The sequence below is a fragment of the Pseudomonas sp. Hp2 genome (genome assembly GCF_006386585.1).
Lineage (GTDB): Bacteria > Pseudomonadota > Gammaproteobacteria > Xanthomonadales > Xanthomonadaceae > Pseudomonas_S > Pseudomonas_S boreopolis.
In genome coordinates this window covers 1-23,007 of the sequence record NZ_VAHJ01000006.1, presented here as the reverse complement: position 1 = coordinate 23,007, position 23,007 = coordinate 1, and the positions used below count along the sequence as shown (strand labels likewise).

At 67.9% G+C, this 23,007-nt stretch carries 20 protein-coding genes and 1 CRISPR repeat array; of the genes, 7 read left to right on the top strand and 13 right to left on the bottom strand.

The genetic code is table 11. From position 1 onward, the window contains the following. Positions 1-56: 56 nt before the first annotated feature. The 3 genes from FD678_RS16475 to tsaD all read right to left on the bottom strand — a co-directional run bounded on the left by FD678_RS16475 (position 57) and on the right by tsaD (position 2,932). Positions 57-1,343 (bottom strand): mechanosensitive ion channel family protein, encoded by a 1,287-nt coding sequence (locus FD678_RS16475; protein ID WP_140726298.1) that lies wholly within the window; start codon positions 1,341-1,343, stop codon positions 57-59. A gap of 110 nt (positions 1,344-1,453) precedes the next feature. Beyond that, positions 1,454-1,807, bottom strand: a complete 354-nt coding sequence (gene folB, locus FD678_RS16470; protein ID WP_140726293.1) for a dihydroneopterin aldolase — start codon at positions 1,805-1,807, stop codon at positions 1,454-1,456. A gap of 60 nt (positions 1,808-1,867) precedes the next feature. Beyond that, a complete protein-coding gene (gene tsaD / locus FD678_RS16465; protein ID WP_140726290.1) occupies positions 1,868-2,932 on the bottom strand; it encodes a tRNA (adenosine(37)-N6)-threonylcarbamoyltransferase complex transferase subunit TsaD in 1,065 nt (354 codons plus the stop codon). Between the two features lie 168 nt (positions 2,933-3,100). Here tsaD and rpsU point away from each other — a divergent pair, with 168 nt between their 5' ends. From rpsU to FD678_RS16440, 5 genes are all read left to right on the top strand, one after another. Continuing rightward, positions 3,101-3,316 (top strand): 30S ribosomal protein S21, encoded by a 216-nt coding sequence (gene rpsU, locus FD678_RS16460; protein WP_002808376.1) that lies wholly within the window; start codon positions 3,101-3,103, stop codon positions 3,314-3,316. Between the two features lie 176 nt (positions 3,317-3,492). Next, positions 3,493-3,939 (top strand): GatB/YqeY domain-containing protein, encoded by a 447-nt coding sequence (locus FD678_RS16455; protein WP_140726286.1) that lies wholly within the window; start codon positions 3,493-3,495, stop codon positions 3,937-3,939. A gap of 175 nt (positions 3,940-4,114) precedes the next feature. After that, complete coding sequence (locus FD678_RS16450; RefSeq protein ID WP_140726281.1) at positions 4,115-5,002, top strand: YihY/virulence factor BrkB family protein; 888 nt, start codon at positions 4,115-4,117, stop codon at positions 5,000-5,002. Positions 5,003-5,096: 94 nt separating this feature from the next. Beyond that, positions 5,097-6,830 (top strand): DNA primase, encoded by a 1,734-nt coding sequence (gene dnaG / locus FD678_RS16445; protein ID WP_140726278.1) that lies wholly within the window; start codon positions 5,097-5,099, stop codon positions 6,828-6,830. Positions 6,831-6,924: 94 nt separating this feature from the next. Next, positions 6,925-7,896: a bile acid:sodium symporter family protein gene (locus FD678_RS16440; protein WP_140726274.1), complete on the top strand. Its 972-nt coding sequence runs from the start codon at positions 6,925-6,927 to the stop codon at positions 7,894-7,896. Positions 7,897-7,909: 13 nt separating this feature from the next. Here FD678_RS16440 and cyoE read toward each other — a convergent pair whose 3' ends face one another. The 4 genes from cyoE to FD678_RS16420 are packed head-to-tail and all read right to left on the bottom strand — an operon-like array spanning position 7,910 to position 11,288. Beyond that, on the bottom strand, positions 7,910-8,803 hold the full coding sequence (cyoE, locus tag FD678_RS16435) for a heme o synthase (RefSeq protein WP_140726270.1): 894 nt from the start codon (positions 8,801-8,803) through the stop codon (positions 7,910-7,912). Further along, positions 8,800-9,969, bottom strand: coding sequence for a COX15/CtaA family protein (locus FD678_RS16430; protein ID WP_140726267.1), 1,170 nt, complete (start codon positions 9,967-9,969; stop codon positions 8,800-8,802). The genes cyoE and FD678_RS16430 overlap by 4 nt, the downstream gene beginning before the upstream one ends. 13 nt (positions 9,970-9,982) lie before the next feature. Further along, on the bottom strand, positions 9,983-10,558 hold the full coding sequence (locus FD678_RS16425) for a hypothetical protein (RefSeq protein ID WP_140726264.1): 576 nt from the start codon (positions 10,556-10,558) through the stop codon (positions 9,983-9,985). A 13-nt stretch (positions 10,559-10,571) separates the two neighbouring features. Further along, on the bottom strand, positions 10,572-11,288 hold the full coding sequence (locus tag FD678_RS16420; protein WP_218569795.1) for an SURF1 family protein: 717 nt from the start codon (positions 11,286-11,288) through the stop codon (positions 10,572-10,574). Between the two features lie 78 nt (positions 11,289-11,366). Here FD678_RS16420 and FD678_RS16415 point away from each other — a divergent pair, with 78 nt between their 5' ends. After that, on the top strand, positions 11,367-11,585 hold the full coding sequence (locus FD678_RS16415; RefSeq protein ID WP_140726258.1) for a twin transmembrane helix small protein: 219 nt from the start codon (positions 11,367-11,369) through the stop codon (positions 11,583-11,585). A gap of 78 nt (positions 11,586-11,663) precedes the next feature. Here the strand turns inward: FD678_RS16415 and FD678_RS16410 are convergent, their stop codons facing one another. The 6 genes from FD678_RS16410 to FD678_RS16390 are packed head-to-tail and all read right to left on the bottom strand — an operon-like array spanning position 11,664 to position 16,382. After that, positions 11,664-12,539 (bottom strand): cytochrome c oxidase subunit 3, encoded by an 876-nt coding sequence (locus FD678_RS16410; RefSeq protein WP_140726255.1) that lies wholly within the window; start codon positions 12,537-12,539, stop codon positions 11,664-11,666. Between the two features lie 33 nt (positions 12,540-12,572). Next, positions 12,573-13,163, bottom strand: a complete 591-nt coding sequence (locus FD678_RS16405; protein WP_140726252.1) for a cytochrome c oxidase assembly protein — start codon at positions 13,161-13,163, stop codon at positions 12,573-12,575. Further along, entirely contained in the window at positions 13,160-13,336 is a 177-nt protein-coding gene (locus FD678_RS20280; protein ID WP_177497861.1) for a hypothetical protein, read from the bottom strand. Before FD678_RS20280 ends, FD678_RS16405 begins: the two co-directional genes overlap by 4 nt. Then, positions 13,317-14,921 (bottom strand): cytochrome c oxidase subunit I, encoded by a 1,605-nt coding sequence (gene ctaD / locus FD678_RS16400; RefSeq protein ID WP_140726245.1) that lies wholly within the window; start codon positions 14,919-14,921, stop codon positions 13,317-13,319. The genes FD678_RS20280 and ctaD overlap by 20 nt, the downstream gene beginning before the upstream one ends. 44 nt (positions 14,922-14,965) lie before the next feature. Continuing rightward, the gene (coxB, locus tag FD678_RS16395) at positions 14,966-15,889 is read right to left on the bottom strand and encodes a cytochrome c oxidase subunit II (RefSeq protein ID WP_140726242.1); all 924 of its coding nucleotides are present in this window, start codon (positions 15,887-15,889) and stop codon (positions 14,966-14,968) included. A gap of 16 nt (positions 15,890-15,905) precedes the next feature. After that, a complete protein-coding gene (locus FD678_RS16390; protein ID WP_140726239.1) occupies positions 15,906-16,382 on the bottom strand; it encodes a DUF2244 domain-containing protein in 477 nt (158 codons plus the stop codon). A 257-nt stretch (positions 16,383-16,639) separates the two neighbouring features. Between FD678_RS16390 and putA the strand changes: the two genes are divergently transcribed. Beyond that, positions 16,640-19,855, top strand: a complete 3,216-nt coding sequence (gene putA, locus FD678_RS16385; RefSeq protein ID WP_140726235.1) for a bifunctional proline dehydrogenase/L-glutamate gamma-semialdehyde dehydrogenase PutA — start codon at positions 16,640-16,642, stop codon at positions 19,853-19,855. Positions 19,856-20,027: 172 nt separating this feature from the next. Continuing rightward, positions 20,028-22,696: direct repeats of the CRISPR family, unit length 28 nt; unit sequence GTTCACTGCCGCATAGGCAGCTCAGAAA. Between the last annotated feature and the right edge of the window lie 311 nt (positions 22,697-23,007).

Here is a 23,007-nt window from a genome sequence, read left to right as displayed (position 1 = left end):
CGGCGCGGTGCCGCGCGGCATGCTGTGCTGCAACATGCACCTTGCCCGCCGGAGCGTCAAGAGCCGGGCGCGGCGGCGGCGGCCTGGACCCGCGCGCCGGCCATCAGCATGGCGTCGCTGGATTCCTGGAACACGCGCAGGTCGAACAGCGGCAGCATCGCCAGCAGGTGGTCGAAGATGTCCGCCTGGATCTGCTCGTACCGGGCCCAGCGCGTGTCGTTGGCGAAGCAGTACACCTCCAGCGGCAAGCCGGTGGTGGTCGGCTGCAGCTGGCGCACCAGCAGGGTCATCTGCGGATGCACCTGCGGGTGCGCGCGCAGGTACTGCTCGACGTAGGCGCGGAACGTGCCCAGGTTGGTGACCCGGCGCGCGTTGACCCGGGCCGCGCCGCGGCTGTCCAGCTGCGCGTTCCACTCGGCGATCTCGCCGCGCTTGCGGTCCAGGTAGTCGCGCAGCACCTCCAGCTGGCGCATCCGCTCGACCTCCTCGTCCTCGAGGAAACGCACGCTGTGCTGGTCCAGGTAGAGGGAGCGCTTGATCCGCCGGCCGCCGGCCTCGGTCATGCCGCGCCAGTTCTTGAACGAATCGCTGATCAGCTTCTTGGTGGGGATCGTGGTGATGGTCTTGTCGAAGTTCTGCACCGTCACCGTGTGCAGGGCGATGTCGATCACGTCGCCGTCGGCGTTCTGGCTCGGCATCTCGATCCAGTCGCCCAGGCGCACGCGGCCGTCGTTGCTGATCTGCACGCTGGCCACCAGCGACAGCAGGGTGTCCTGGAACACCAGGATCAGCACCGCGGTGATCGCGCCCAGGCCGGTCACCACCTTGGCGAAGTCCACGCCCGCCAGCGTCGCCACGATCGACAGGCCGACCAGGGTGAACAGGATGATCTTGGCCACCTGCAGGTAGCCCTTGATCGGCCGGTCGCGCGCGTCGGCACGGCGTTCGTAGGCCTGGTTGGCCACGTCCAGCGCGCGCGAGATCGCCAGCGCCACCGTCAGCACGATGAAGGCATGGCACAGCTTCCCGACCGCGGCCACGACGATCTCCGGCAGGTGCGGCGCCGCGCCGATGCCGGCCGACAGCACCAGCGCCGGCACCACGTTGGCCAGGCGCGGCACCACCTGCAGGCGCACGCCCCGGTCGTGCTGCGAGGCGCCGCCGGCGATCCGGCCCAGCAGCTTCTGCAACCCGCGCAGCAGCACGCGCTTGGTCAGCCAGTTGGCGCCCCAGGCCAGCAGCAGCAGGCCGGCGACCACCAGCGCGTCGTAGGCCCAGGGATAGGGCGCGAGCCATCGTTGCAGGCGCTCCAGGCCGTGCACGGGCGTGGCGATATCCAGCATGAAAACCTCCTTTCCTCGCCCGCCTGCCGCGCCATTGCAGCCGGGCGGGCCGATGATGCCTGGCGCCGGCGGCGCCTCTCGGGCGGGTCGCGGCCGGTCGGCCGCGGGCGTCAGTCGCGGCTGCGCTCGATGACCACGCCGACCGCGCTGGCGCCGCGCACGGCGCCGGGCTTGCTCAACTTCAACCGCAGCCAGCGCACGTCGAACTCGTGCAGCACGATCTGCGCGCACCGCTCGGCCAGCGTTTCCACCAGGCCGAAATCCGATCGTTCGACGAACTCGACCAGGCGCTTGCTCACCGCCTTGTAGTTGAGCGTGTCGGCGATGTCGTCGCTGGTCGCCGGCCGGCGGTTGTCGAAGCCCATCTCCAGGTCGAAGCGCAGCGTCTGGCGGATGCGCCGCTCCCAATCGTAGATGCCGATGAGTGCGTCGATTTCGAGACCTTCGATGAAGACTTTGTCCATGGGGAGCAGGGATTGGCAGACTCGGGATTGGAGAGGGGTCGAGGGCAGGAGCAGAGCGTTCTACGAATCACGGATCCCCGGTCCCGAATCCCCTGCTGTCGCCAACGGCGGCAGCATCGCCATGTCCCAGCGCGGCGTGACATGGATCGCCGCATCGTTGCGCTGGCCCGCCTGCAGGCGCAGCGCGCCGGCGAAGGCGATCATCGCGCCGTTGTCGGTGCACAGCGACGGCCGCGGGAAACAGGCGCGGCCGCCGCGCTGCGCGCACATCGCCTGCAGCTTCGCGCGCAGGCGCTTGTTCGCGCCGACGCCACCGGCGACCACCAGCGTGTCGCAACCGGCCTCGTCCAGCGCGCGCTCGCACTTGATCGCCAGCGTATCGACCACCGCGTCCTCGAAACCGCGCGCGATGTCGGCCCGGGTCTGCTCGGCCTGGTCGCTGGCCTGCCAGGCCAGCAGCACCTGGGTCTTCAGCCCCGAGAAACTGAAATCCAGCCCCGGCCGGTCGGTCATCGGCCGGGCGAAACGGTACTTGCCGGGAGTACCGCGCTCGGCCAGCGCCGCCAGCTGCGGGCCGCCTGGGTACGGCAGGCCCATCAGCTTGGCGGTCTTGTCGAAGGCCTCGCCGGCCGCATCGTCCAGGGTCTCGCCGAGCAGGCGGTAGCGGCCGATCGCCTCCACCGACACCAGCTGGGTGTGTCCCCCGGAGACCAGCAGCGCCACGAACGGCGGCTCGGGCGGGTCGTCCTCCATCAGCGGCGCCAGCAGGTGGCCCTCCATGTGGTGCACGCCGATCGCCGGCAGCTCCAGCGCCCAGGCCAGCGACCGCGCCACCGCCGCGCCCGCCAGCAGCGCCCCGACCAGGCCCGGGCCGGCGGTATAGGCCACGCCGTCCAGCTCGTGGCTGCCCAGCCCGGCATCGGCCAGGGTCTGCCGCACCAGCGGCAGCAGCTTGCGCACGTGGTCGCGGCTGGCCAGTTCAGGCACCACCCCGCCGTACTCGGCGTGCAGGGCGATCTGACTGTAGACGTGGTGGGCCAGCAACCCTTGCCCGGGGGGCTGCGCGGTGTCGTAGACCGCCACGCCGGTCTCGTCGCAGGAGGATTCGATGCCGAGGACTTTCATGGGTACCATTCTGGACCCGTTTCCCGGCCACGCCAAACCGGGCGGCTTGCAGTGCGGCCAGGAGCCGCTATAATGCACGGCTCGCCGGGGGAACCCGGTATAACGTCATGCGAGTTCGCTCGCGCCCATCCGGCCCGCCGGGTGGTACCCCAAATCCCTGGAGAACCCATGCCCAGCGTCAAAGTCCGCGAGAACGAGCCCTTCGAGTTTGCGCTCCGCCGTTTCAAGCGCACTTGCGAGAAGGCCGGCGTCCTGGCCGAGACCCGCAAGCGCGAGTTCTACGAAAAGCCGACCCAGGAGCGCAAGCGCAAGGCCGCCGCGGCCGTGAAGCGCCAGCTGCGCCGTTCCTCGCGCGACGTCACCAAGCGTCAGCGCCTGTACTGAGCCTAGCATAGCCCGATCCGCGGGTGCCGCGCCCCGGCGCGACCGGCGGATGCGCAGGACAAGAGCCGGCACGCGCAAGCGTCGCCGGCTTTTCTGTGAGCCTTTCGCGACGATCCGGCACCTCCCGTGCCGGGTTTAGAATTGGCGTCTGTTCCATTCCCGAAGCCGGAAACACCATGTCCCTCAAGCAACGGCTCACCGACGACATGAAGGCCGCCATGAAGGCGGGCGACAAGCACAGCCTCGGCGTGATCCGCCTGATCAACGCCGCGATCAAGCAGAAGGAAGTGGACGAACGCATCGAACTCGACGATGCCGCCGTGATCGCCGTGCTCGACAAGATGGTCAAGCAGCGCAAGGACTCGGTGAGCCAGTACGAAGGCGCCGGACGCGAGGACCTGGCCAAGGTCGAACGCGAGGAGATCGTGGTGATCGAGCGCTACCTGCCGGCCAAGCTGGGCGAGGCCGAGATCGTCGCGGCGATCCAGGCCGCGATCACCGAGACCGGCGCCAGCGGCCCGGCCGACATGGGCAAGCTGATGGGCGCACTCAAGCCCAAGCTCGCCGGGCAGGCCGACATGGGCCTGGTGTCCGCGCTGGTGAAGAAGCAGCTGGCCGGCTGAGCCTCGCCAGGCGGGAGCGGCCCGGGCCGCGACGGGCCATCGTGCAGATATCCCCTGCAAGGCCCCTGACGCATGCGCCGGGGGATGAAGCGCTCTGCACGACCTTCCGGCTTTTTCATGCCCTCTTGGAAGCGCTTCTGCTAGAACGGCCCCGTCGTTCGCGTCTTGCCCTCGCATGATCCATCGCCTGCCCGTCCGGTTTCAGTCCCTGGTCGAACGCACCCAGCGCAGCCTGCCGGCCGCGTTGGCGCAACGCTTCATCGAGATCGACCTGATGACGCAGGCGGCTTCGCTGTCGTTCTACGCGCTGCTGTCGATGGCGCCGCTGCTGGTGCTGCTGCTGTGGCTGACCGCGTCGCTGTACCCGCCCGCGCAGCAATCGCTGGTCGACCAGATCGCGCAGATGGCCGGCGCCAATGCCGCCGCGGTGGCCACCACCATCATCCGCAATGCCACGGCCCAGCCCAGCATCGGCTCGCTGGCCGGACTGTGGAGCACGCTGCTGCTGTTCGTCGGCGCGACCGTGGTGTTCGCCCAGCTGCAGGGCGCGCTCAACCTCATCTTCCACAGCAGCCGCCAGCAGCTCAGCGGCATCAAGGCCTGGCTCAAGAAGCGCGTGTTCTCGATGGGCGTGGTGCTGGCGCTGGGATTCCTGCTCATCGTCTCGATGATCGCCACCACCGCGCTGCAGGTCGCCTTCGCGCAGTTGCCCTCGTTGCTGCCCGTGGTCGGCTATGCCACCACGCTGCTGCTGTACGCGGCCGCGTTCGCGTTCCTGTACCACTACCTGCCGGACCGGCGCGTGGAATGGCGCCAGGCGATCCTGGGCGGGGCGATCACGGCCCTGCTGTTCGCGCTCGGCCGCTACCTGATCGGCCTGTACCTGGCGCAGGCCGCGCCGGGCAGCGCCTACGGCTCGATGGGCGCGCTGGTCCTGCTGCTGGTGTGGCTGTACTACGCGATCCTGGTGTTCTTCGTCGGCGCGCTGATCACCGCGGTCATCGACGAGCGCGCGGGGACGGCGGATACGCCCGATGGCGGCGTTCGCCCACAGGGTTCCTGAGGGGCCCTTCCAGACCCGGCGCCCCGCACTCACCGTCCCAGGGGCCGCGACGCCAGACCGGCGCTTGACGGGCGTGGCATCCTATTGGCCTGCCATGGCACGCATTCCCGACGCCTTCATCGACGACCTATTGGCCCGGACGGACATCGTCGAGGTCATCAGCGCGCGCGTGCCGCTCAAGCGCCAGGGCAAGGAGTATTCGGCGCGCTGCCCGTTCCACGACGAACGCTCGGCCTCGTTCACCGTCTCGCCGACCAAGCAGTTCTACCATTGCTTCGGCTGCGGGGCGCACGGCACCGCCATCAGCTTCCTGATGAACTACGACCGCCTCGAGTTCCTCGACGCGGTCGACGAGCTGGCCAAGCGCGCCGGCATGGAAGTGCCGCGCGACGCCCCGCAGCGCAGCGCCGCCCAGCAGGACGACAGCCGCGACCTGTACGCCGCGCTGGATGCCGCCTCGCGCTTCTTCCAGAAGCACCTGGAGGGCAGCGACAAGGCGCGCGCCTACCTGGAGGGCCGCGGCGTCGATGCCGACACCCGCGCGCGCTTCCAGATCGGCTATGCGCCGGACGGCTACAGCGCGTTGAAGGACACGCTCGGCACCGATGCGCGCCGCATGAAGCTGCTCGACCGCGCCGGGCTGTTCTCCAAGAACGATCGCGGCCACGTCTACGACAAGTTCCGCGACCGGGTGATGTTCCCGATCTTCGACCGCCGCGGGCGCGTGATCGCCTTCGGCGGGCGCGTGCTGGAGAAGGACGACGGGCCCAAGTACCTGAACTCGCCGGAAACCGCGCTGTTCCACAAGGGACGCGAGCTGTACGGGCTGTGGCAGGTGCGCCAGGCGCACCAGAAGATCGAGCGGCTGGTCGTGGTCGAAGGCTACATGGACGTGGTCTCGCTGTTCCAGTTCGGCGTCACCCAGGCGGTGGCGACGCTGGGCACGGCGACCACGCCCGAGCACGCCGAGTTGCTGTTCCGCAACGCGCCCGACGTGTACTTCTGCTTCGACGGCGACAACGCCGGGCGCAAGGCCGGCTGGCGCGCGCTCGAATCGGTGCTGCCGCGCATGAAGGACGGCCGCCAGGCCTTCTTCCTGTTCCTGCCGGAAGGCGAGGACCCGGACACGATCGTGCGCAAGGAAGGCAAGGAAGCGTTCGACGCGCGATTGAAGCAGGCCACGCCGCTGTCGCAGTTCTTCTTCGACGAGCTCGCGCGCGAGATCAACCTGACCACGCTCGACGGCCGGGCGCGGCTGGCGGAGCGCGCCCGTCCGATGCTGGCGCAGATCCCCGACGGCGCGTTCGGCGACCTGATGAAACAGGAACTGGCGCGGCTGACCGGCGTCGGAAGCGCGACGGCCGGCGCGCCGTCGCCGCCTGCGCCGCGGCCGCCGCGCTCCGTCGCGCCGGCGCAAAAGCGCAGCCTGGTGCGCGCGGCGATCGCCATCCTGCTGCAGAAGCCCTCGCTGGCCCTGTCGCTGGAAGGCCACCACGCCTTCGCCGGCCTGCGCCAGCCCGGCGTCGACCTGCTGATCGAGTTGCTGGAGCTGGTCGAACAGCGCCCCGACATCAGCACCGGCGCCTTGCTGGAGCACTTCGCCGAGCGCCAGGAGCTGGCCGCGCTGCAGAAGCTCGCCGCGCAGGCGCTGCCCGGCGACGAGGCCAGCTGGACGCAGGAACTGCACGACGCCGTCGTGCAGCTCGAACGCCAGCTGCTGCTGCAGCGGCTGGAAGAGTTGCAGGCCAAGCAGCGCGCGCAAGGCCTGGACGAGACCGACAAGTACGAGCTGCGCGAGCTGCTCAAGGCCCGCGCGAACCAGCGCTGAGGAACGGGCTCGCCCTGCACGCCCGCGCCGCGGGAAAGGCGCGGGAAAGAATGGCCTTTAGAATGCCCGAACCCCGTACCTCCAAGGACGCCCGATGAAGAACTGGCTGGCGCGGTTGCGCATCGATTCCTTCACCCTCGCGCTGCTGTGCACGATCGCCCTGGCCTCGCTGCTGCCGGTGTCCGGGCGCGCCGCCGTGGCGATGGACGGCTTCACCGACTTCGCCATCGCCGCCCTGTTCTTCCTGCACGGCGCGCGCCTCTCGCGCGAGGCGGTCAAGGCCGGCGCGCTGCACTGGCGGCTGCACCTGGTCATCCTGGCCTGCACCTTCGTGCTGTATCCGCTGCTGGGGCTGCTCTCCAAGCCGCTGTCGCACGCGCTGCTCACCCCGGACCTGTTCGTCGGCGTGCTGTTCCTGTGCGCGCTGCCGTCCACCGTGCAATCCTCGATCGCGTTCACCTCGATGGCCGGCGGCAACGTGCCGGCGGCGGTCTGCGCCGCCTCGCTGTCGAGCCTGCTCGGCGTGTTCCTCACGCCCTTGCTGATGACCCTGCTGGTCGGCGCGCAGGGCAGCATGGAGCACCCGGCGCAGGCGATCGGCAAGATCCTGCTGCAGCTGCTGGTGCCGTTCCTGGCCGGGCACTTCCTGCGCCCGTGGATCGGCCGGTGGGTGGAACGCCGCCGCGCGATCCTGCGCTACACCGACCAGGGCACCATCCTGCTGGTGGTCTACACCGCCTTCAGCGAGGCCGTGATCGAAGGCCTGTGGCACAAGACGCCCCTGCCTGCGCTGCTGGGCGTGCTGGCGGTGGCGGCGGTGCTGCTGGCGGTGGCGATGGTGCTGATCACCTGGATCGCCCGCGGGCTGGGCTTTGCGCGCGCCGACGAGATCCCGATCGTGTTCTGCGGCTCCAAGAAGAGCCTGGCCACCGGCGTACCGATGGCCAAGGTGATGTTCGCCGGCGGCAGCCTGGGCGCGATCGTGTTGCCGGTGATGATCTACCACCAGCTGCAGTTGATCGTCTGCGCGTTCGTGGCCGCGCGCTACGCCCGGCACAAGGCCTGACGCCGCCGGGGGCTCAGGCCAGCGCCAGCAGCCAGTGGTCGACCAGCAGGAACGCGAACAGCGCCATCAGGTACACCACCGAGTAGCCGAACGTCTTCATCGAGAACAGCTCGTCCGGCGGATCGAGCATGCGCCAGGCATACCAGAGGAACACCGCGTCCAGCACCAGCGCGCCGCCCAGATAGAACACCCCGCTCATGCCGGTGGCGACCGGCAACAGCGTCACCACCGTCAGCCCGATGGTGTAGGCCATGATCTGCCGCCGCGTATGCTCCACGCCGTGGGTGACCGGCAGCATCGGGATCGCCGCCTTGGCGTAGTCGGCGCGGCGGAAGATCGCCAGCGCCCAGAAATGCGGCGGCGTCCACACGAAGATGATCGCCACCAGCAGCGCCGAGTTGATCCAGTCCGCCGCGCTCGGCAGCCCCGTCACCGCGGCCCACCCCAGCATCGGCGGCATCGCGCCGGCCAGCCCGCCGATCACGATGTTCTGCGATGTCGCCCGCTTGAGGTACACGGTGTAGATCACCGCATAGCCGATCAGCGAGGCGAAGGTCAGCACCGCGGTGATCGTGTTCACCCACAACACCAGCATCGTCATCGAGACCACGATCAGCACGCTGGCGAACACCAGCACCTGCCACGGCTTGACCTTGCCCACCACCAGCGGGCGCCACGAGGTGCGCGCCATCTGCGCGTCGATGCGCGCATCGAGCAGCTGGTTGATCGCCGCCGCGGCCGCCGCCGCCAGCCAGATGCCGAAGAAGCCGACCGCGCCCGCACGCGCCTGCTGCGCGCTCGGCATGCCCGGGATGGCCAGCGCCATGCCCACCAGCGCGGTGAACACGATCAGGCCGACCACCTTGGGCTTGGTCAGGTCCCAGTAGTCGCGGACGCTGGCGCTCATGCCGGCTCCGGCGCGCGCAGCCGTGCCACCAGCGACACCAGCACGAACATCAGCGCGACCGCGCCCCCGTTGTGCATCACCGCCACTTCCAGCGGCAGCGCCAGCTTGACGTTGAGGACGCCCAGCGCGACCTGTACCGCCACCAGCAACGCCAGCGCCGCCGCCCAGCCCCGCAGGCCCGGCTGGCGATACAGCCGCCATGCCAGCCACCACAGGTACAGCGCGGTCGCCACCGCCCACAGCCGGTGCGCCATCTGGATCGCGATGCGCGAAGCGCCATCGAGCACGCCGCCTTCGTAGTCCACGCCGATGCCGCGCCACAGGGTGAAGCCTTCGGCGAAGTCGTGCGGCGGCCACCACTGGCCGACGCAGCGCGGGAAGTTGTCGGCCGACCAGGTGCCGCCGCCGCAGGCCAGCGCCGCGTAGTTCGCGCTGACCCAGCCGCCGAGCGCGATCTGCAGCGTCAGCACCGCGATGCCGGCGCGCACCAGCCACTTCAGTCGCCCGGCATCGGCCACGGTGATCGGCAGGTGGGTCGCGCGCCAGGCCATCCAGACCAGCAGCCCGAACATCAGCAGGGCGCCCAACAGGTGGCCCATCACCACGATCGGCTTGAGCAGCCAGGTCACCGTCCACATGCCGAGCAGCGCCTGGAAGATCACCACCGCCAGCGTCAGCACCGCCGCGCGCGCCATGTCGATGTTGGACCAGCGCAGCGCCGCCAGCAGCAGGATCGCCTCGCCGGCGATCGCCAGCGCACTGGCGGCGACGTGATCGCCATGCATGTAGATCGGGATCGCCGCCGCCACCAGCAGCGAGGCGGCCACCACCTGGGCCACGCCGAAGCGCCGCCGGCGCACCGCCAGCAGGGTGATCGCCAGCACTTCGATCCCGAGCGACCCGGCCAGGAAGCGGTGCACCTGCTCGCGCCAGGCCTTGTGCGTCTCCAGCGGGCGGATCCTGGTCGCCGCATGGTCGGCCACCTCGGCCGGCGCCGCCGGCCAGGTCGCGCGGCCGTAGCAGGTCGGCCAGTCCGGGCAGCTCAGTCCGGCATCGGACAGGCGCACGAACGCCCCGAACATGATCGTGGAGGCCGTGAACAGCGTCGCCAGCCAGACCATGCGGTGGAAGTGCCGGGCCAACGCCGGACGGGAAATCGGGTTCATCGCGGGAGAGGGCTCACATCAGTTTCAACAGCTTCGCCAGGTCCGCGCGCAGGCCGGCCGGGTCGAAGCCGGGCGCATAGCGCAGGATCACGAAACCGTTGGGGTCGATCACGTACACCGGCACGCCGCCGGCCTCGTCCAGGCGTGGCAGTTGCCGCCGCAGGCGCGGATCGTCGCGCACCACGCGCAACTCCGGCAGCGCCGGCAGGCCCGCCGGCGGCGTCCCGATCCACAGCACGTGCACCTTGTCGGCATTGTGGCCGAGCAGCTGCCATACCTTGTCCAGGTCCTCCGCCAGCGCCAGGCAGGCCTGCACGCAGTCCGCCGGCGGCGCCAGCGCGATTCGCCACAACCGCTCGGACGGCGCCCAGGCATAGTCGCCGCCGCCGGCCAGCTGCGGGGTCAGCGCACGCAGGTCGCCGGGCGGCGACAACAGTTCGCCGTGGTTGCGCATGGCCGCCGGCTGCCAACCCGAGAAGCGCAGCGCCCCGGCCACGAACATCGAGCCGAAGAACAGCACGAACAGGGCGATCAGCATCCTGCGGCCGCGCTTGACCGAACGCGGCATGGCCGTTGGGGAGGAAGTCATGCCGGGGATTTTCTCATGCCGTGGATTTCGCCGCCCGCCTCGCCTGGCGCCGCCGGCGCCCCTCCAGCACGCCGGCGGTGACCAGCACCGCCAGCGCCAGGCCGAACCACTGCACCGCGTAGGCCAAGTGCCGCGCGGGCGGCAACGTGTTGGGCAGCAGGTCGAGGTCGCGCGCGTAGCCGAGCGGCAGGGCCGGATCCAGGCGCAGCACCTGCGACGAAATGTCGCGCCCGCCCAGCGCCTGAGCGACCGCGTCCGGGTCGATCCGCGTCGCCAGCCAGGTGGACGCCTGCCCGGCCGGGGCCATCGCCGGGCCCAGCGCCAGCCCGGCCGACGGCGGCGGCGCCAACAGGCCGCGCAATTCGGCCGGCCCCGCCACGGGCGGTATCGAAGGCAGGCGCCGGTCCGGCGGCAACGCCAGCCAGCCCAGGTCGACCAGCACCAGCGCAGGGGCGCCTTGCACCTCGAACGGCTGGTAGACACGCACGCCGGCCCGCCCGTCGCGGGTCTGGTTGTCCAGCAGGATGCGCTGCGGCAGGAACCGGCCGCGGCCCTCGACCCAGGCCAGCGCCGGCGGTCGCGCCAGCGCCTGCGGCAACGCCACGGTGCGGTCGCGCACGTGCGCCGCCGTGTCCAGCAATCGTTGCTTGGCCTGCATGCGCTGCCACTGCCAGTGGCCGAGCCCGGCGAACCCGGCCGCCACCGCCAAGGCCAGGAGCCACAACCCCATGCGCGTGTGCTGGCGCATCATGACAAACGTCCCGAAAGCGGCTGCAATGGCTCCACCGCACCGGACACCGGGACCACCGTGAACGATTCGCTCAAGACCCTGCTGATTGTCGCGTTCCTGATCGCCATCGTCTGGAACCTCGGCGCCGGCCTGTACTACCTGCTCAACGACCGCGGCCAGACCAAGCGCACGGTCAGGGCACTGACCTGGCGCATCGGCCTCTCGGTGGCGCTGATCCTGCTGGTGGTGCTCGGCATCTATACCGGCTTGATCAAGCCGCACGGGATCGGCGGCTGAAGAGGCCGCCGGCGGGGCGGGCGCAGGGATCCGCCAGAGCGCTTGCCGTCTTCCATCCCGTATTCCCGGCCCCTGCCCTCAAAGCACGTACACGAACAGGAACAGCGCCAGCCACACCACGTCGACGAAGTGCCAGTACCAGGCCGCCGCTTCGAACGCGAAGTGGTTGTCGCGGGTGAAATGGCCGCGCGCGGCGCGCAGCCACATCACGATCAGCATGATCGTGCCGAGCGCCACGTGCATGCCGTGGAAGCCGGTCAGCATGAAGAAGGTCGAGCCGTAGATGCCCGAACCCAGCGTCAGGTTGAGCTCCTTGTAGGCGTGCATGTACTCCTCGGCCTGGAAGTACAGGAAGACGCAACCCAGCAGCACCGTCGCCGCCTGCCACACCAGCAGCTTCGTGCGCTGCCCGGCCTTCAGCGCATGATGGGCGATGGTGAGCGTCACGCCGGAGCTGAGCAGGATCAGCGTGTTGACCAGCGGCAGGCCCCAGGCCGGGATGGTCTGGAACTGCCCGCCGATCTGCCCCGGCCCGTTGGTTGGCCAGGCGGCCGAGTAGCCGTTCCACAACAGCTCGTTGGTCATCACGCCGTCGCCGCTGCCGCCCAGCCAGGGCAGCACGAAGGTGCGCGTGTAGAACAGCGCGCCGAAGAACGCGCCGAAGAACATCACCTCGGAGAAGATGAACCACACCATCCCCATCCGGAACGAACCGTCCACCTGCCGGTTGTAGGCGCCGGAATTGGATTCGCGGATGACGTCGCCGAACCACATGAACAGCGTCGCCGCCAGCATCGCGATGCCGGCGAAGAACGTCCAGCGCCCCCAGGCCGCATCGTTCAGCCAGCTCGCCACGCCGATCATCGTCACGAACATCGCGATCGAGCCGACGAACGGCCACCGGCTCTGGCTCGGTACGAAGTAAACGTTGGCGTCGGAAGTATGCTGGGCCATGGTGGTTCCCGGTTCGGTCTGCATCCGTGGTGGTCAGGGCGCCGCCTTCGGCACGCTGCCGGCGTTGCCGCCCTGCAGCTCCGAGGTCAACGCGTCGTTGCGGTAGAACGCGTACGAAAGCGTGATCGTCTTGACGTCGTCCGGCAGGTTCGGATCGACGATGAAGCGCAGCGGCATGTCGCGCGTCTCGCCAGCCTGCAACGTCTGCGCGGTGAAGCAGAAGCATTCGGTCTTGCTGAAGTAGCCCGAGGCGCGCGCCGGCGCCACCGACGGCACCGCGCTGCCGACCACCGCGTGGTCGCTGTCGTTGCGCGCGAAGTACAGCGCCTCGTTGAGCTCGCCGGGCACCACTTCCATCGACTGCTGCTCGGGATAGAACGACCACGGCAGGCGCGAGTTGACGCTGCCGTCGAACTCCACCCGCACCGTGCGCTTGCCCGCCAGCGGCTTGCCGGCCTGGTAGGCGCCCGGCCCGCGCTCGATGCGGATCCCGAACACCTTCTCGCAGGCGATCCGGTACAGCGGCACCAGCGAGAACGTCAGCACGAACACCGCCAGCACCACGCCGAGCAGCCGCATCAGGCCGGCGGTCGGGGAACGCGGCGCGGGCTGCGGCGCGTTCATCGCCCGATCACTCCCGAGAGGATGAAGCCGGCGTAGATCGCCAGCGCGACCAGCCCGACCGCCCATGCCGTGCGACGGGCCGCGCGGCGCTGCTGCGCCTGCCGTTCCGCCGCCGAGAGCAGCCTCGTCACCGTGCTCGCCTGCGCGGGCGCGTCAGTGGCCGACGTCTTCATGCGCGAGGTCTCCCGGCTTGATCACCGGCGGCACGGTGAAGGTATGCGCAGGCGCCGGCGAAGGCACGGTCCATTCCAGGCCGCGGGCGCCTTCCCAGGCGCGGTCGGAAGCCTTGGCGCCGCCGCGCAGCGAGGACAGCAGGATGCCGGCCATCAGGAACGGCGTGACGAACATGCCGAACGCGCCGATCGAGCTGACCAGGTTCCAGTCGGCGAACACCACGTTGTAGTCCGGGATGCGGCGCGGCATGCCGGCCAGGCCGAGGAAGTGCTGCGGGAAGAACAGCAGGTTGACGAACACCACCGTCCACCAGAAGTGGAACTTGGCGGCCGCCTCGTTGTACATGCGCCCGGTCCACTTCGGCCACCAGTAGTACACCGCCGCGATCAGCGCGAACACCGCGCCGGTGACCAGCACGTAGTGGAAATGCGCCACCACGAAGTAGGTGTCGTGGTACTGGAAGTCCGCCGGCACGATCGCCAGCATCAGGCCGGAGAAGCCGCCGATGGAGAACAGGATCACGAACGCCACCGCCCACAGCATCGGCGCCTCGAAGGTCAGCGAGCCCTTCCACATCGTGCTGACCCAGTTGAACACCTTCACGCCGGTCGGGATCGAGATCAGCATCGTCGCGAACATGAAGTAGATCTCGCCGCCCAGCGGCATGCCCACGGTGAACATGTGGTGGGCCCAGACGATGAAGCTCAGGAACGCGATCGCCGCGATCGCGTACACCATCGCCTGGTAGCCGAACAGCGGCTTGCGGCTGAAGGTCGGGATGATCTCGCTGATCACGCCGAACGCCGGCAGGATCATGATGTAGACCTCGGGATGCCCGAAGAACCAGAAGATGTGCTGGTACATCACCGGATCGCCGCCGCCGGCGGCATTGAAGAAGCTGGTACCGAAGAACTTGTCGGTCAGCAGCATCGTCACCGCGCCCGCCAGCACCGGCATCACCGCGATCAGCAGGAACGCGGTGATCAGCCAGGCCCAGCAGAAGATCGGCATCTTCAGCAGATCGATGCCGGGCGCGCGCATGTTCAGCACCGTGGCGATGATGTTGATCGCGCCCATGATCGAGCTGATGCCGGCCACGTGGATCGCGAACACCGAGAACGCCACGTTGTAGCCGCCCTGCAGCGACAGCGGCGGGTACAGCGTCCAGCCCGCGGCCGGCGCGCCGCCGGGCAGGAACAGCGTCAGCAACAGCAGCGTGAACGCCACCGGCAGCAGCCAGAACGACCAGTTGTTCATGCGCGGCAGCGCCATGTCCGGCGCGCCGATCTGCAGCGGGATCATCCAGTTCGCCAGCCCGACGAACGCCGGCATCACCCCGCCGAAGATCATCACCAGCGCATGCACGGTGGTCATCTGGTTGAAGAACTCGGGCCTGACGTACTGCAGGCCCGGCTGCATCAACTCGGCGCGGATCACCACGCTCATGGCCGCGCCGATGATGAACATCACGAAGGAGAACAGCAGGTACAGCGTGCCGATGTCCTTGTGGTTGGTGGAGAAGAACCAGCGCTCGAAGAAGCCCTGCTGGTGGTGCCCGTGGTGATCGACTGCGGTATGTGCCATGGCGTGCGACTACCCTTGCGAAGTCGGAGCGTGCGGAGAGGGGATCAGGTGCCGGTCGGTTCCGGCGCGGGAGCGTCCGGCGCCGCCGGTTCCGCGGCGGGGGCCGGCTGCGCCGCGGGCGCCGCCGGGGCGGCCTCGGCGGGCGCCGGCTTGCGCGCGGCCAGCCAGCGCTTGAACTCGTCCTTCGGCAGCGCCTCGACCACGATCGGCATGAAGCCGTGGTCCTTGCCGCACAGTTCGGCGCACTGGCCGCGATAGACGCCGGGCACCTCGATGTTGGTCCAGGCCTCGTTGATGATCCCGGGGATGGCGTCCTGCTTCCAGCCCAGCGCCGGCACCCACCACGCGTGGATCACGTCGTCGGAGGTGATGACGAAGCGGATCTTGGTATCCACCGGCAGCACCAGCCGGTTGTCCACGTCGAGCAGGTAGTGCGGCTGCGAGGCCGCGGTCGGCCGCTCGCCGCTCTGGCGGATGCGGTCGGATTCGCGCGCCAGGCGGCTGGTGAACTCGACGTTCTCGCCCAGGTACTCGTACTTCCACATCCACTGGTAGCCGGTGACCTTGATGGTCATTTCCGAATCGCGCGTGTCGTACATCGCGATCAGCTTGGCGGTGGCCGGCCAGGCCATCGCGATCAGGACCAGCACCGGGATCACCGTCCAGACGATCTCGGCCTTGGTGTTGTGGCTGAACTGCGCGGCGACCGCGCCCTTGGACTTGCGGAACTTGAAGATCGCATAGCCCATCGCGCCGAACACGATCACGCCGATCACCACGCAGACCCACAGCGCCACCATGTGCGCCTCGTAGGCCATCCGCGCCGTATGGGTCACGCCGCGGCCCATGTTGAGCTGCCATTCCTTCGGGTCGGCGGCCTGCGCCCATGCGCCCGACGCCCACGACGCCAGCCCCGCCGCGATCACCGCCCTTCCCCACCTGCCGCCCCAGCCGTTGCGTTGCTTCATTGCCTAGACCCTTGCGTCATCGGTTGCGGCCATCGGCGGCCGCGAGCAAGCCTTCAAGCGTTGTCGCCAGTTCGCTGCGTTCGGCCGGACCGAGGAAACTGCCGACCTCGACCTGCCTCCCGCTGCTCACCAACACCAGTTTTTCGTCACCTTCCAACTGCAGCCGCACCCAATGCGGATGCGCCCGGAACGTGGGGGGAGATCGGGGGGGCTGGAAGACTTCGACTACGGCCGGCCCCACCCGGATCGCCTCTTCACGCTCGCCACTGCGCCACAGTTCGCGCAGTGCATATGCCACCAGGACACTGTGCAGCAAGGCGAAGAGCGGCGCGAACACGTTGCCGGCCCACCAACCCAGGCCAGCCACCAGCCACATCGCCCCCGTCAGGGCGGCAAACAACATGACGAACTGCCGGGCCGTCATCGCCCGTGGGGGCCGCAGCCGCAGCTGCGTACCTGATCCATCCGCTGATACGGGCAGCACCTCGATCATGTCGCAACCGCGCTTGCCGCGGGAAACGGGTTCGATGTTAGCCCCGGCTGAACACGCGGGGCAAGGCTCCGGGGCCGCTTTTCCATGCTGCACCGCAACCAGAAACCCGCCGCGAATCAGTGCTTTCCCTGGCGACCCGCCTTGCGCCCCGGGCGCGGGCGCCATGCACAAAACGTCAGGAAAGCTGCCGTTTCCGCACAAGTGGAGGCCGCGGCCCCGGTCCTAGAATTGCGCCCATTCCATTGGCGGTTTTTCGCATGAACGCATTGCCCGAACCCGGCGCGCCCCAGCCTGGCGCCCCGTCTGCCCTGCTCGCCCCCGAGCTCCCCCCCTCCCCGCCGGCGTTGCGCGCGGCGATCACCGCGGCCTGGCTGAAGGACGAGACCGAACACGTCCGCGAACTGCTCGAGCAGGCCCGCCTCCCCGCCGCCGAGCAGGCCAAGGTGCAGGCGCTCGCCGCCGACCTGGTCACCCGCGTGCGCGCCCGCGCCGCCAACCAGAGCGCGGTGGAAGCCTTCATGCGCCAGTACGACCTCGGCAGCGAGGAGGGCGTGCTGCTGATGTGCGTGGCGGAGGCGCTGCTGCGCATCCCCGACCAGGAGACCGCCGACAAGCTGATCCGCGACAAGCTCGGCGACGCCGACTGGAAGAAGCACCTCGGCGGCAGCGATTCGGTCCTGGTCAACGCTTCGACCTGGGGCCTGATGCTCACCGGCCGCATCGTGCAGATCAACGACCTCACCCGCGCCGACGTGCCGGGCGCGTTCAAGCGCCTGGTCGCGCGCATCGGCGAGCCGGTGGTGCGCCTGGCCGTGCGCCAGGCCATGAAGATCATGGGCCACCAGTTCGTGATGGGGCGCACCATCGAGGAAGCCCTGGCCCGCTCGCACAAGGGCGAGAACGCCAGCTACCGCTATTCGTTCGACATGCTCGGCGAAGCCGCGCTGACCATGAAGGACGCCAAGCGCTACCTCGACGACTACCGGCGCGCGATCCACGCGATCGGCAGCGACAACCTCGCCCGCGGCGGCAAGGCCGATGGCGACGTGACCGCCTCGCACGGCATCTCCATCAAGCTGTCCGCCCTCTACCCGCGCTACGAGCACGCCCAGCGCGCCCGCGTGATGCGCGACCTGGTGCCGGCGGTGCTCGAACTGGCCCGGCTGGCCAAGTCCTACGGCATCGGCTGCACCGTCGACGCCGAGGAGACCGACCGCCTGGAGCTGTCGCTGGACATCATCGAGGCCGTGGTCAGCGATCCGTCGCTCGCCGGCTGGGAGGGCTTCGGCGTGGTCGTGCAGGCCTACCAGAAGCGCACGCCCTACACGATCGACTACCTGGCCGACCTGGCCCGCCGCATCGGCCGGCGCCTGCAGGTGCGCCTGGTCAAGGGCGCCTACTGGGACGCGGAGATCAAGCGCGCCCAGATCGAAGGCCTGCCCGGCTACCCTGTGTTCACCCGCAAGCAGAACACCGACGTCTCCTACCTGGCCTGCGCCAAGCGCCTGTTCGGCCACGCGGACGCGATCTACCCCATGTTCGCGACCCACAACGCCCACACGATCGCCGCGGTGCGCACGATCGCCAACGGCCGCACCTACGAGCACCAGAAGCTGCACGGCATGGGCGACGACCTGTACGCCGAGGTGGTGCCGGCCGACCGCCTCGACCTGCCCTGCCGCGTCTACGCGCCGGTCGGCTCGCACGAGGACCTGCTGCCCTACCTGGTGCGGCGCCTGCTCGAGAACGGCGCCAACTCCAGCTTCGTCAACCGCATCAGCGACGAGAAGGTGCCGATCGAGGACCTGATCCGCGACCCGGTCGAAGCCGTGTCCTCGTTCGCCTCCATCCCGCATCCCAAGATCCCGCTGCCGCTCGACCTGCTGCGCAGCCAGAACCAGAACAGGAAGAACTCCATGGGCGCCAACCTCGCCAACGACAACGAACTGCGCCAGCTCGCCGAGCAGCTCAACGCCGCGGTCAAGCCGTGGAAGGCCGCTCCGCTGGTGCCGGGCGCCGTCGTCGCCACCGACGCGCAAACGGTCACCAGCCCCGCCGACCGCCGCCAGGTCGTCGGCCATTGGCAGCCGGCCGATCCCGCCACCGTCGAGAAGGCCCTGGTCAACGCCGTCGCCGCGCAGCCGGCCTGGGACCGCACCCCGGCCGCCAGCCGCGCCACCATCCTCGAGCACGCCGCCGACCTGCTGGAGGCGCGCATGCCCGAGTTCATGGCCCTGTGCGTCAAGGAAGCCGGCAAGACCCTGCCCGACTCGGTGGCCGAGGTCCGCGAAGCCGTCGATTTCCTCCGCTACTACGCCGGCCAGGCCCGCGCCCAGTTCGGCGCCCCCGAGCGCCTGCCCGGGCCGACCGGCGAATCCAACGAGCTGCAGCTGCACGGCCGCGGCGTATTCGTCTGCATCAGCCCATGGAACTTCCCGCTGGCGATCTTCCTCGGCCAGGTCAGCGCCGCCCTCGCCGCCGGCAACGGCGTGATCGCCAAGCCGGCCGAGCAGACCAACCTGGTCGGCTTCGCCGCGGTCAAGCTGCTGCACGAGGCCGGCGTACCGGAAGCCGTGCTGCAGTACCTGCCCGGCGACGGCGCCACCGTCGGCGCCGCCTTGACCCGGGACCCGCGCGTGGCCGGCGTCGCCTTCACCGGCTCGACCGAAACCGCACGCGCGATCAATCGCGCCATGGCCGCGCGCGACGCCGCCATCGGCGTGCTGATCGCCGAGACCGGCGGCCAGAACGCCTTCATCGCCGACTCCTCCTCGCTGCCCGAGGCGGTGGTCAAGGACGCGATCGCCAGCGCCTTCATCTCCGCCGGCCAGCGCTGCTCGGCCGCCCGCGTGCTGTTCGTGCAGGACGACATCGCCGACAAGGTGATGACCATGCTGGCCGGCGCGATGGCCGAACTGAAGGTCGGCGATCCCGGCCTGCTGTCCACCGACGTCGGTCCAGTCATCGACGCCGATGCCCTGAAGATCCTGCAGGACCACGCCGCGCGCATGGACCGCGAGGCCCGCCTGATCGCCCAGGCCCAGGCGGGCGACGAGCTGGCCCACGGCACGTTCTTCGCGCCGCGCGCCTACGAACTGCAGTCGCTCTCGCAGCTGCAGCGCGAGGTGTTCGGCCCGATCCTGCACGTCATCCGCTGGAAGGCCGACCAGCTCGACGCGGTGATCGACCAGATCAACGCCACCGGCTATGGCCTGACCCTCGGCATCCACTCCCGCATCGACGAGACCGTCGAGCGCATCGCCAGCCGGGTCGCGGTCGGCAACGTCTACGTCAACCGCAACCAGATCGGCGCCGTGGTCGGCGTCCAACCGTTCGGCGGCCAGGGCCTGTCCGGCACCGGTCCCAAGGCCGGCGGCCCGCACTACCTGCAGCGCTTCGCCACCGAAAAGGTCGTCACCATCAACACCACCGCGGCCGGCGGCAACGCCTCCCTGCTCACGCTGGGCGACTGAAGATCCCACCGCCGACATCCAGGGGCGGGACCACCATCCCGCCCCTTTTTTGCGCCGTGCTTTTGTACCTCAGGGAATCAACAACTTACCGAGGCCATCCGCAAAAGGGTTCTCGCGCTCCCGACCCCTTCAAAGCTAAGATCCACAAGGTCCTGGCAGCAATGACGCTCTAGTTCACTGCCGCATAGGCAGCTCAGAAAACGCAGGTCGTCCTGCAGTGCCTGCGGCCGCTGTTCACTGCCGCATAGGCAGCTCAGAAATGCCGCGCCTGGTCGACCAGGTGCGTGGGCAAGTTCACTGCCGCATAGGCAGCTCAGAAACTCGTCATCTGGCTCGCTTTCGACCAATAGCCGTTCACTGCCGCATAGGCAGCTCAGAAATGCCGGACAGCCAGGGATAACGTTCTACAACGGTTCACTGCCGCATAGGCAGCTCAGAAAATCACGGTCAGCACCGCACCACCGATGGCGGCGTTCACTGCCGCATAGGCAGCTCAGAAATGTGACGAGCGCCAGCGAGACACAGCCGAGGCGTTCACTGCCGCATAGGCAGCTCAGAAATGGACGGACCACAGCAGGCCGCGCATGCGCTCGTTCACTGCCGCATAGGCAGCTCAGAAAGCCACCGTTACCGCGAAACTCGATCACATCGAGTTCACTGCCGCATAGGCAGCTCAGAAACGTCGGCGCCACAAGGTCACGGCCGGCGAGCCGTTCACTGCCGCATAGGCAGCTCAGAAAGAATTGGAAGCGCTCTATCGGTCCAATCGCGAGTTCACTGCCGCATAGGCAGCTCAGAAAAGCCCGACGCGCTGGTGGAACCACACGGCCGTGTTCACTGCCGCATAGGCAGCTCAGAAATCCAGCGATTTCGGTGCTGGGCCAGACGATCAGTTCACTGCCGCATAGGCAGCTCAGAAAGTACCGGCTTGCGTGTTGAGGAAATCGACCATGTTCACTGCCGCATAGGCAGCTCAGAAAATTTCTTGGGCCTGCATCCGGTTGAACAGCTTGTTCACTGCCGCATAGGCAGCTCAGAAAGTCGCCGTCGCGCTTGCACGTGCCGTCTTTGCGTTCACTGCCGCATAGGCAGCTCAGAAAAGTGCAGATCGGCACACGATCACATGTACCGCGTTCACTGCCGCATAGGCAGCTCAGAAAATCGCCCCCACCATCGCCGCCGCCACCCCCAGGTTCACTGCCGCATAGGCAGCTCAGAAAGACCAGCTGGACATGTTCCGCGAGCAGCCGCAGTTCACTGCCGCATAGGCAGCTCAGAAAAATTCGGCGGCGTGTTCGAACGACGGATGCCGGTTCACTGCCGCATAGGCAGCTCAGAAAATGACACTAAGGTCGTTACTGAGAAGGCCGTTGTTCACTGCCGCATAGGCAGCTCAGAAATAACAGCGAGGGTCGCCGCCGTGGCAGACATCGTTCACTGCCGCATAGGCAGCTCAGAAATCCTTGTTGCGACCTTGCGCGTCCTGCCCCTCGTTCACTGCCGCATAGGCAGCTCAGAAAAAATCGCGGCCGGCGAGTCGCCAGCCACTCCAGTTCACTGCCGCATAGGCAGCTCAGAAAATAGCGAAGTTCGCATAATGTATAGAAGGCAAGTTCACTGCCGCATAGGCAGCTCAGAAAAAAGGTTGAGAGGGCAGGGCGGGGCGACCCGCGTTCACTGCCGCATAGGCAGCTCAGAAAGTGTCAACCCAGAGGCAAACATGAGCGCAGCGGTTCACTGCCGCATAGGCAGCTCAGAAAGTCCGGTGGCTGGCAGCGCTGCCGCGAGCAGTGTTCACTGCCGCATAGGCAGCTCAGAAAGCGCAGCGGCAAGAGCTACGAGACCGTCAAGTGTTCACTGCCGCATAGGCAGCTCAGAAAATCGCCACTCCCATCACCATCGCCGTCACCATGTTCACTGCCGCATAGGCAGCTCAGAAAAAGAGCACCACGCCATTCAATTGCGAGGCGTAGTTCACTGCCGCATAGGCAGCTCAGAAATGGTCAACGTGATCATCCATGCGATTCCATCGGTTCACTGCCGCATAGGCAGCTCAGAAATCATCGTCCCCGTTCGGATCCGTAAAGAACGAGTTCACTGCCGCATAGGCAGCTCAGAAAAAGAGCACCACGCCATTCAATTGCGAGGCATACGTTCACTGCCGCATAGGCAGCTCAGAAAGATGGCATCCACCGGCCACGCCGTAGCAATAAGTTCACTGCCGCATAGGCAGCTCAGAAAACCACTGGCGCGGCGACATTGCGAATGTCACCGTTCACTGCCGCATAGGCAGCTCAGAAAATTGCGAGACGGAGAACGCTGCATCCAGGGCCGTTCACTGCCGCATAGGCAGCTCAGAAATGCAGGAGGGCTTGGCTACCGCGCTGGATGATGTTCACTGCCACATAGGCAGCTCAGAAAAAGTAGTTCCCGCATTAGCCCCCGAGTATCCATGTTCACTGCCGCATAGGCAGCTCAGAAAATTTGGAAACCGCCTGTCGATGAACGCCGAATGTTCACTGCCGCATAGGCAGCTCAGAAAGTGCGGGCTTACCAGGTAGTTGCCGGCAACACGTTCACTGCCGCATAGGCAGCTCAGAAATACAAGCGGCGGTTCGGGTGCTGGGTCCGGGGTTCACTGCCGCATAGGCAGCTCAGAAAACTCGTCGTAGCAGAACGCGCCGTAGCGCCGCGTTCACTGCCGCATAGGCAGCTCAGAAAGGCGCACGGATGGGCTGGTAGCCGAGCGCCTTGTTCACTGCCGCATAGGCAGCTCAGAAATCATCGTCGAAGCCAAGCTCGTCCTGCACATCGTTCACTGCCGCATAGGCAGCTCAGAAAACGTCCTCAGCGTCACGCCGATCTGCTGTCGAGTTCACTGCCGCATGGCAGCTCAGAAATTCCAGTCCCGGCGGAAGTTTGACGGGTCCTTGTTCACTGCCGCATAGGCAGCCCAGCAACCGCGGCTCGGCATCAGGCGCGAGATGTGTCTCTGGCACGCTCTGCCATGTAGGTGACACGCGACCTGCGCGAAGTGTTTTCAATATTAAAGTGCGGGAGGGGTTGGTGCTGTTTTTGTTTTGCGCAAAGAACAACCCCCCAGCTTTAGGCTGGGGGGTTGTGGGGTAAAGCCCCTGGCGATGACCTACTCT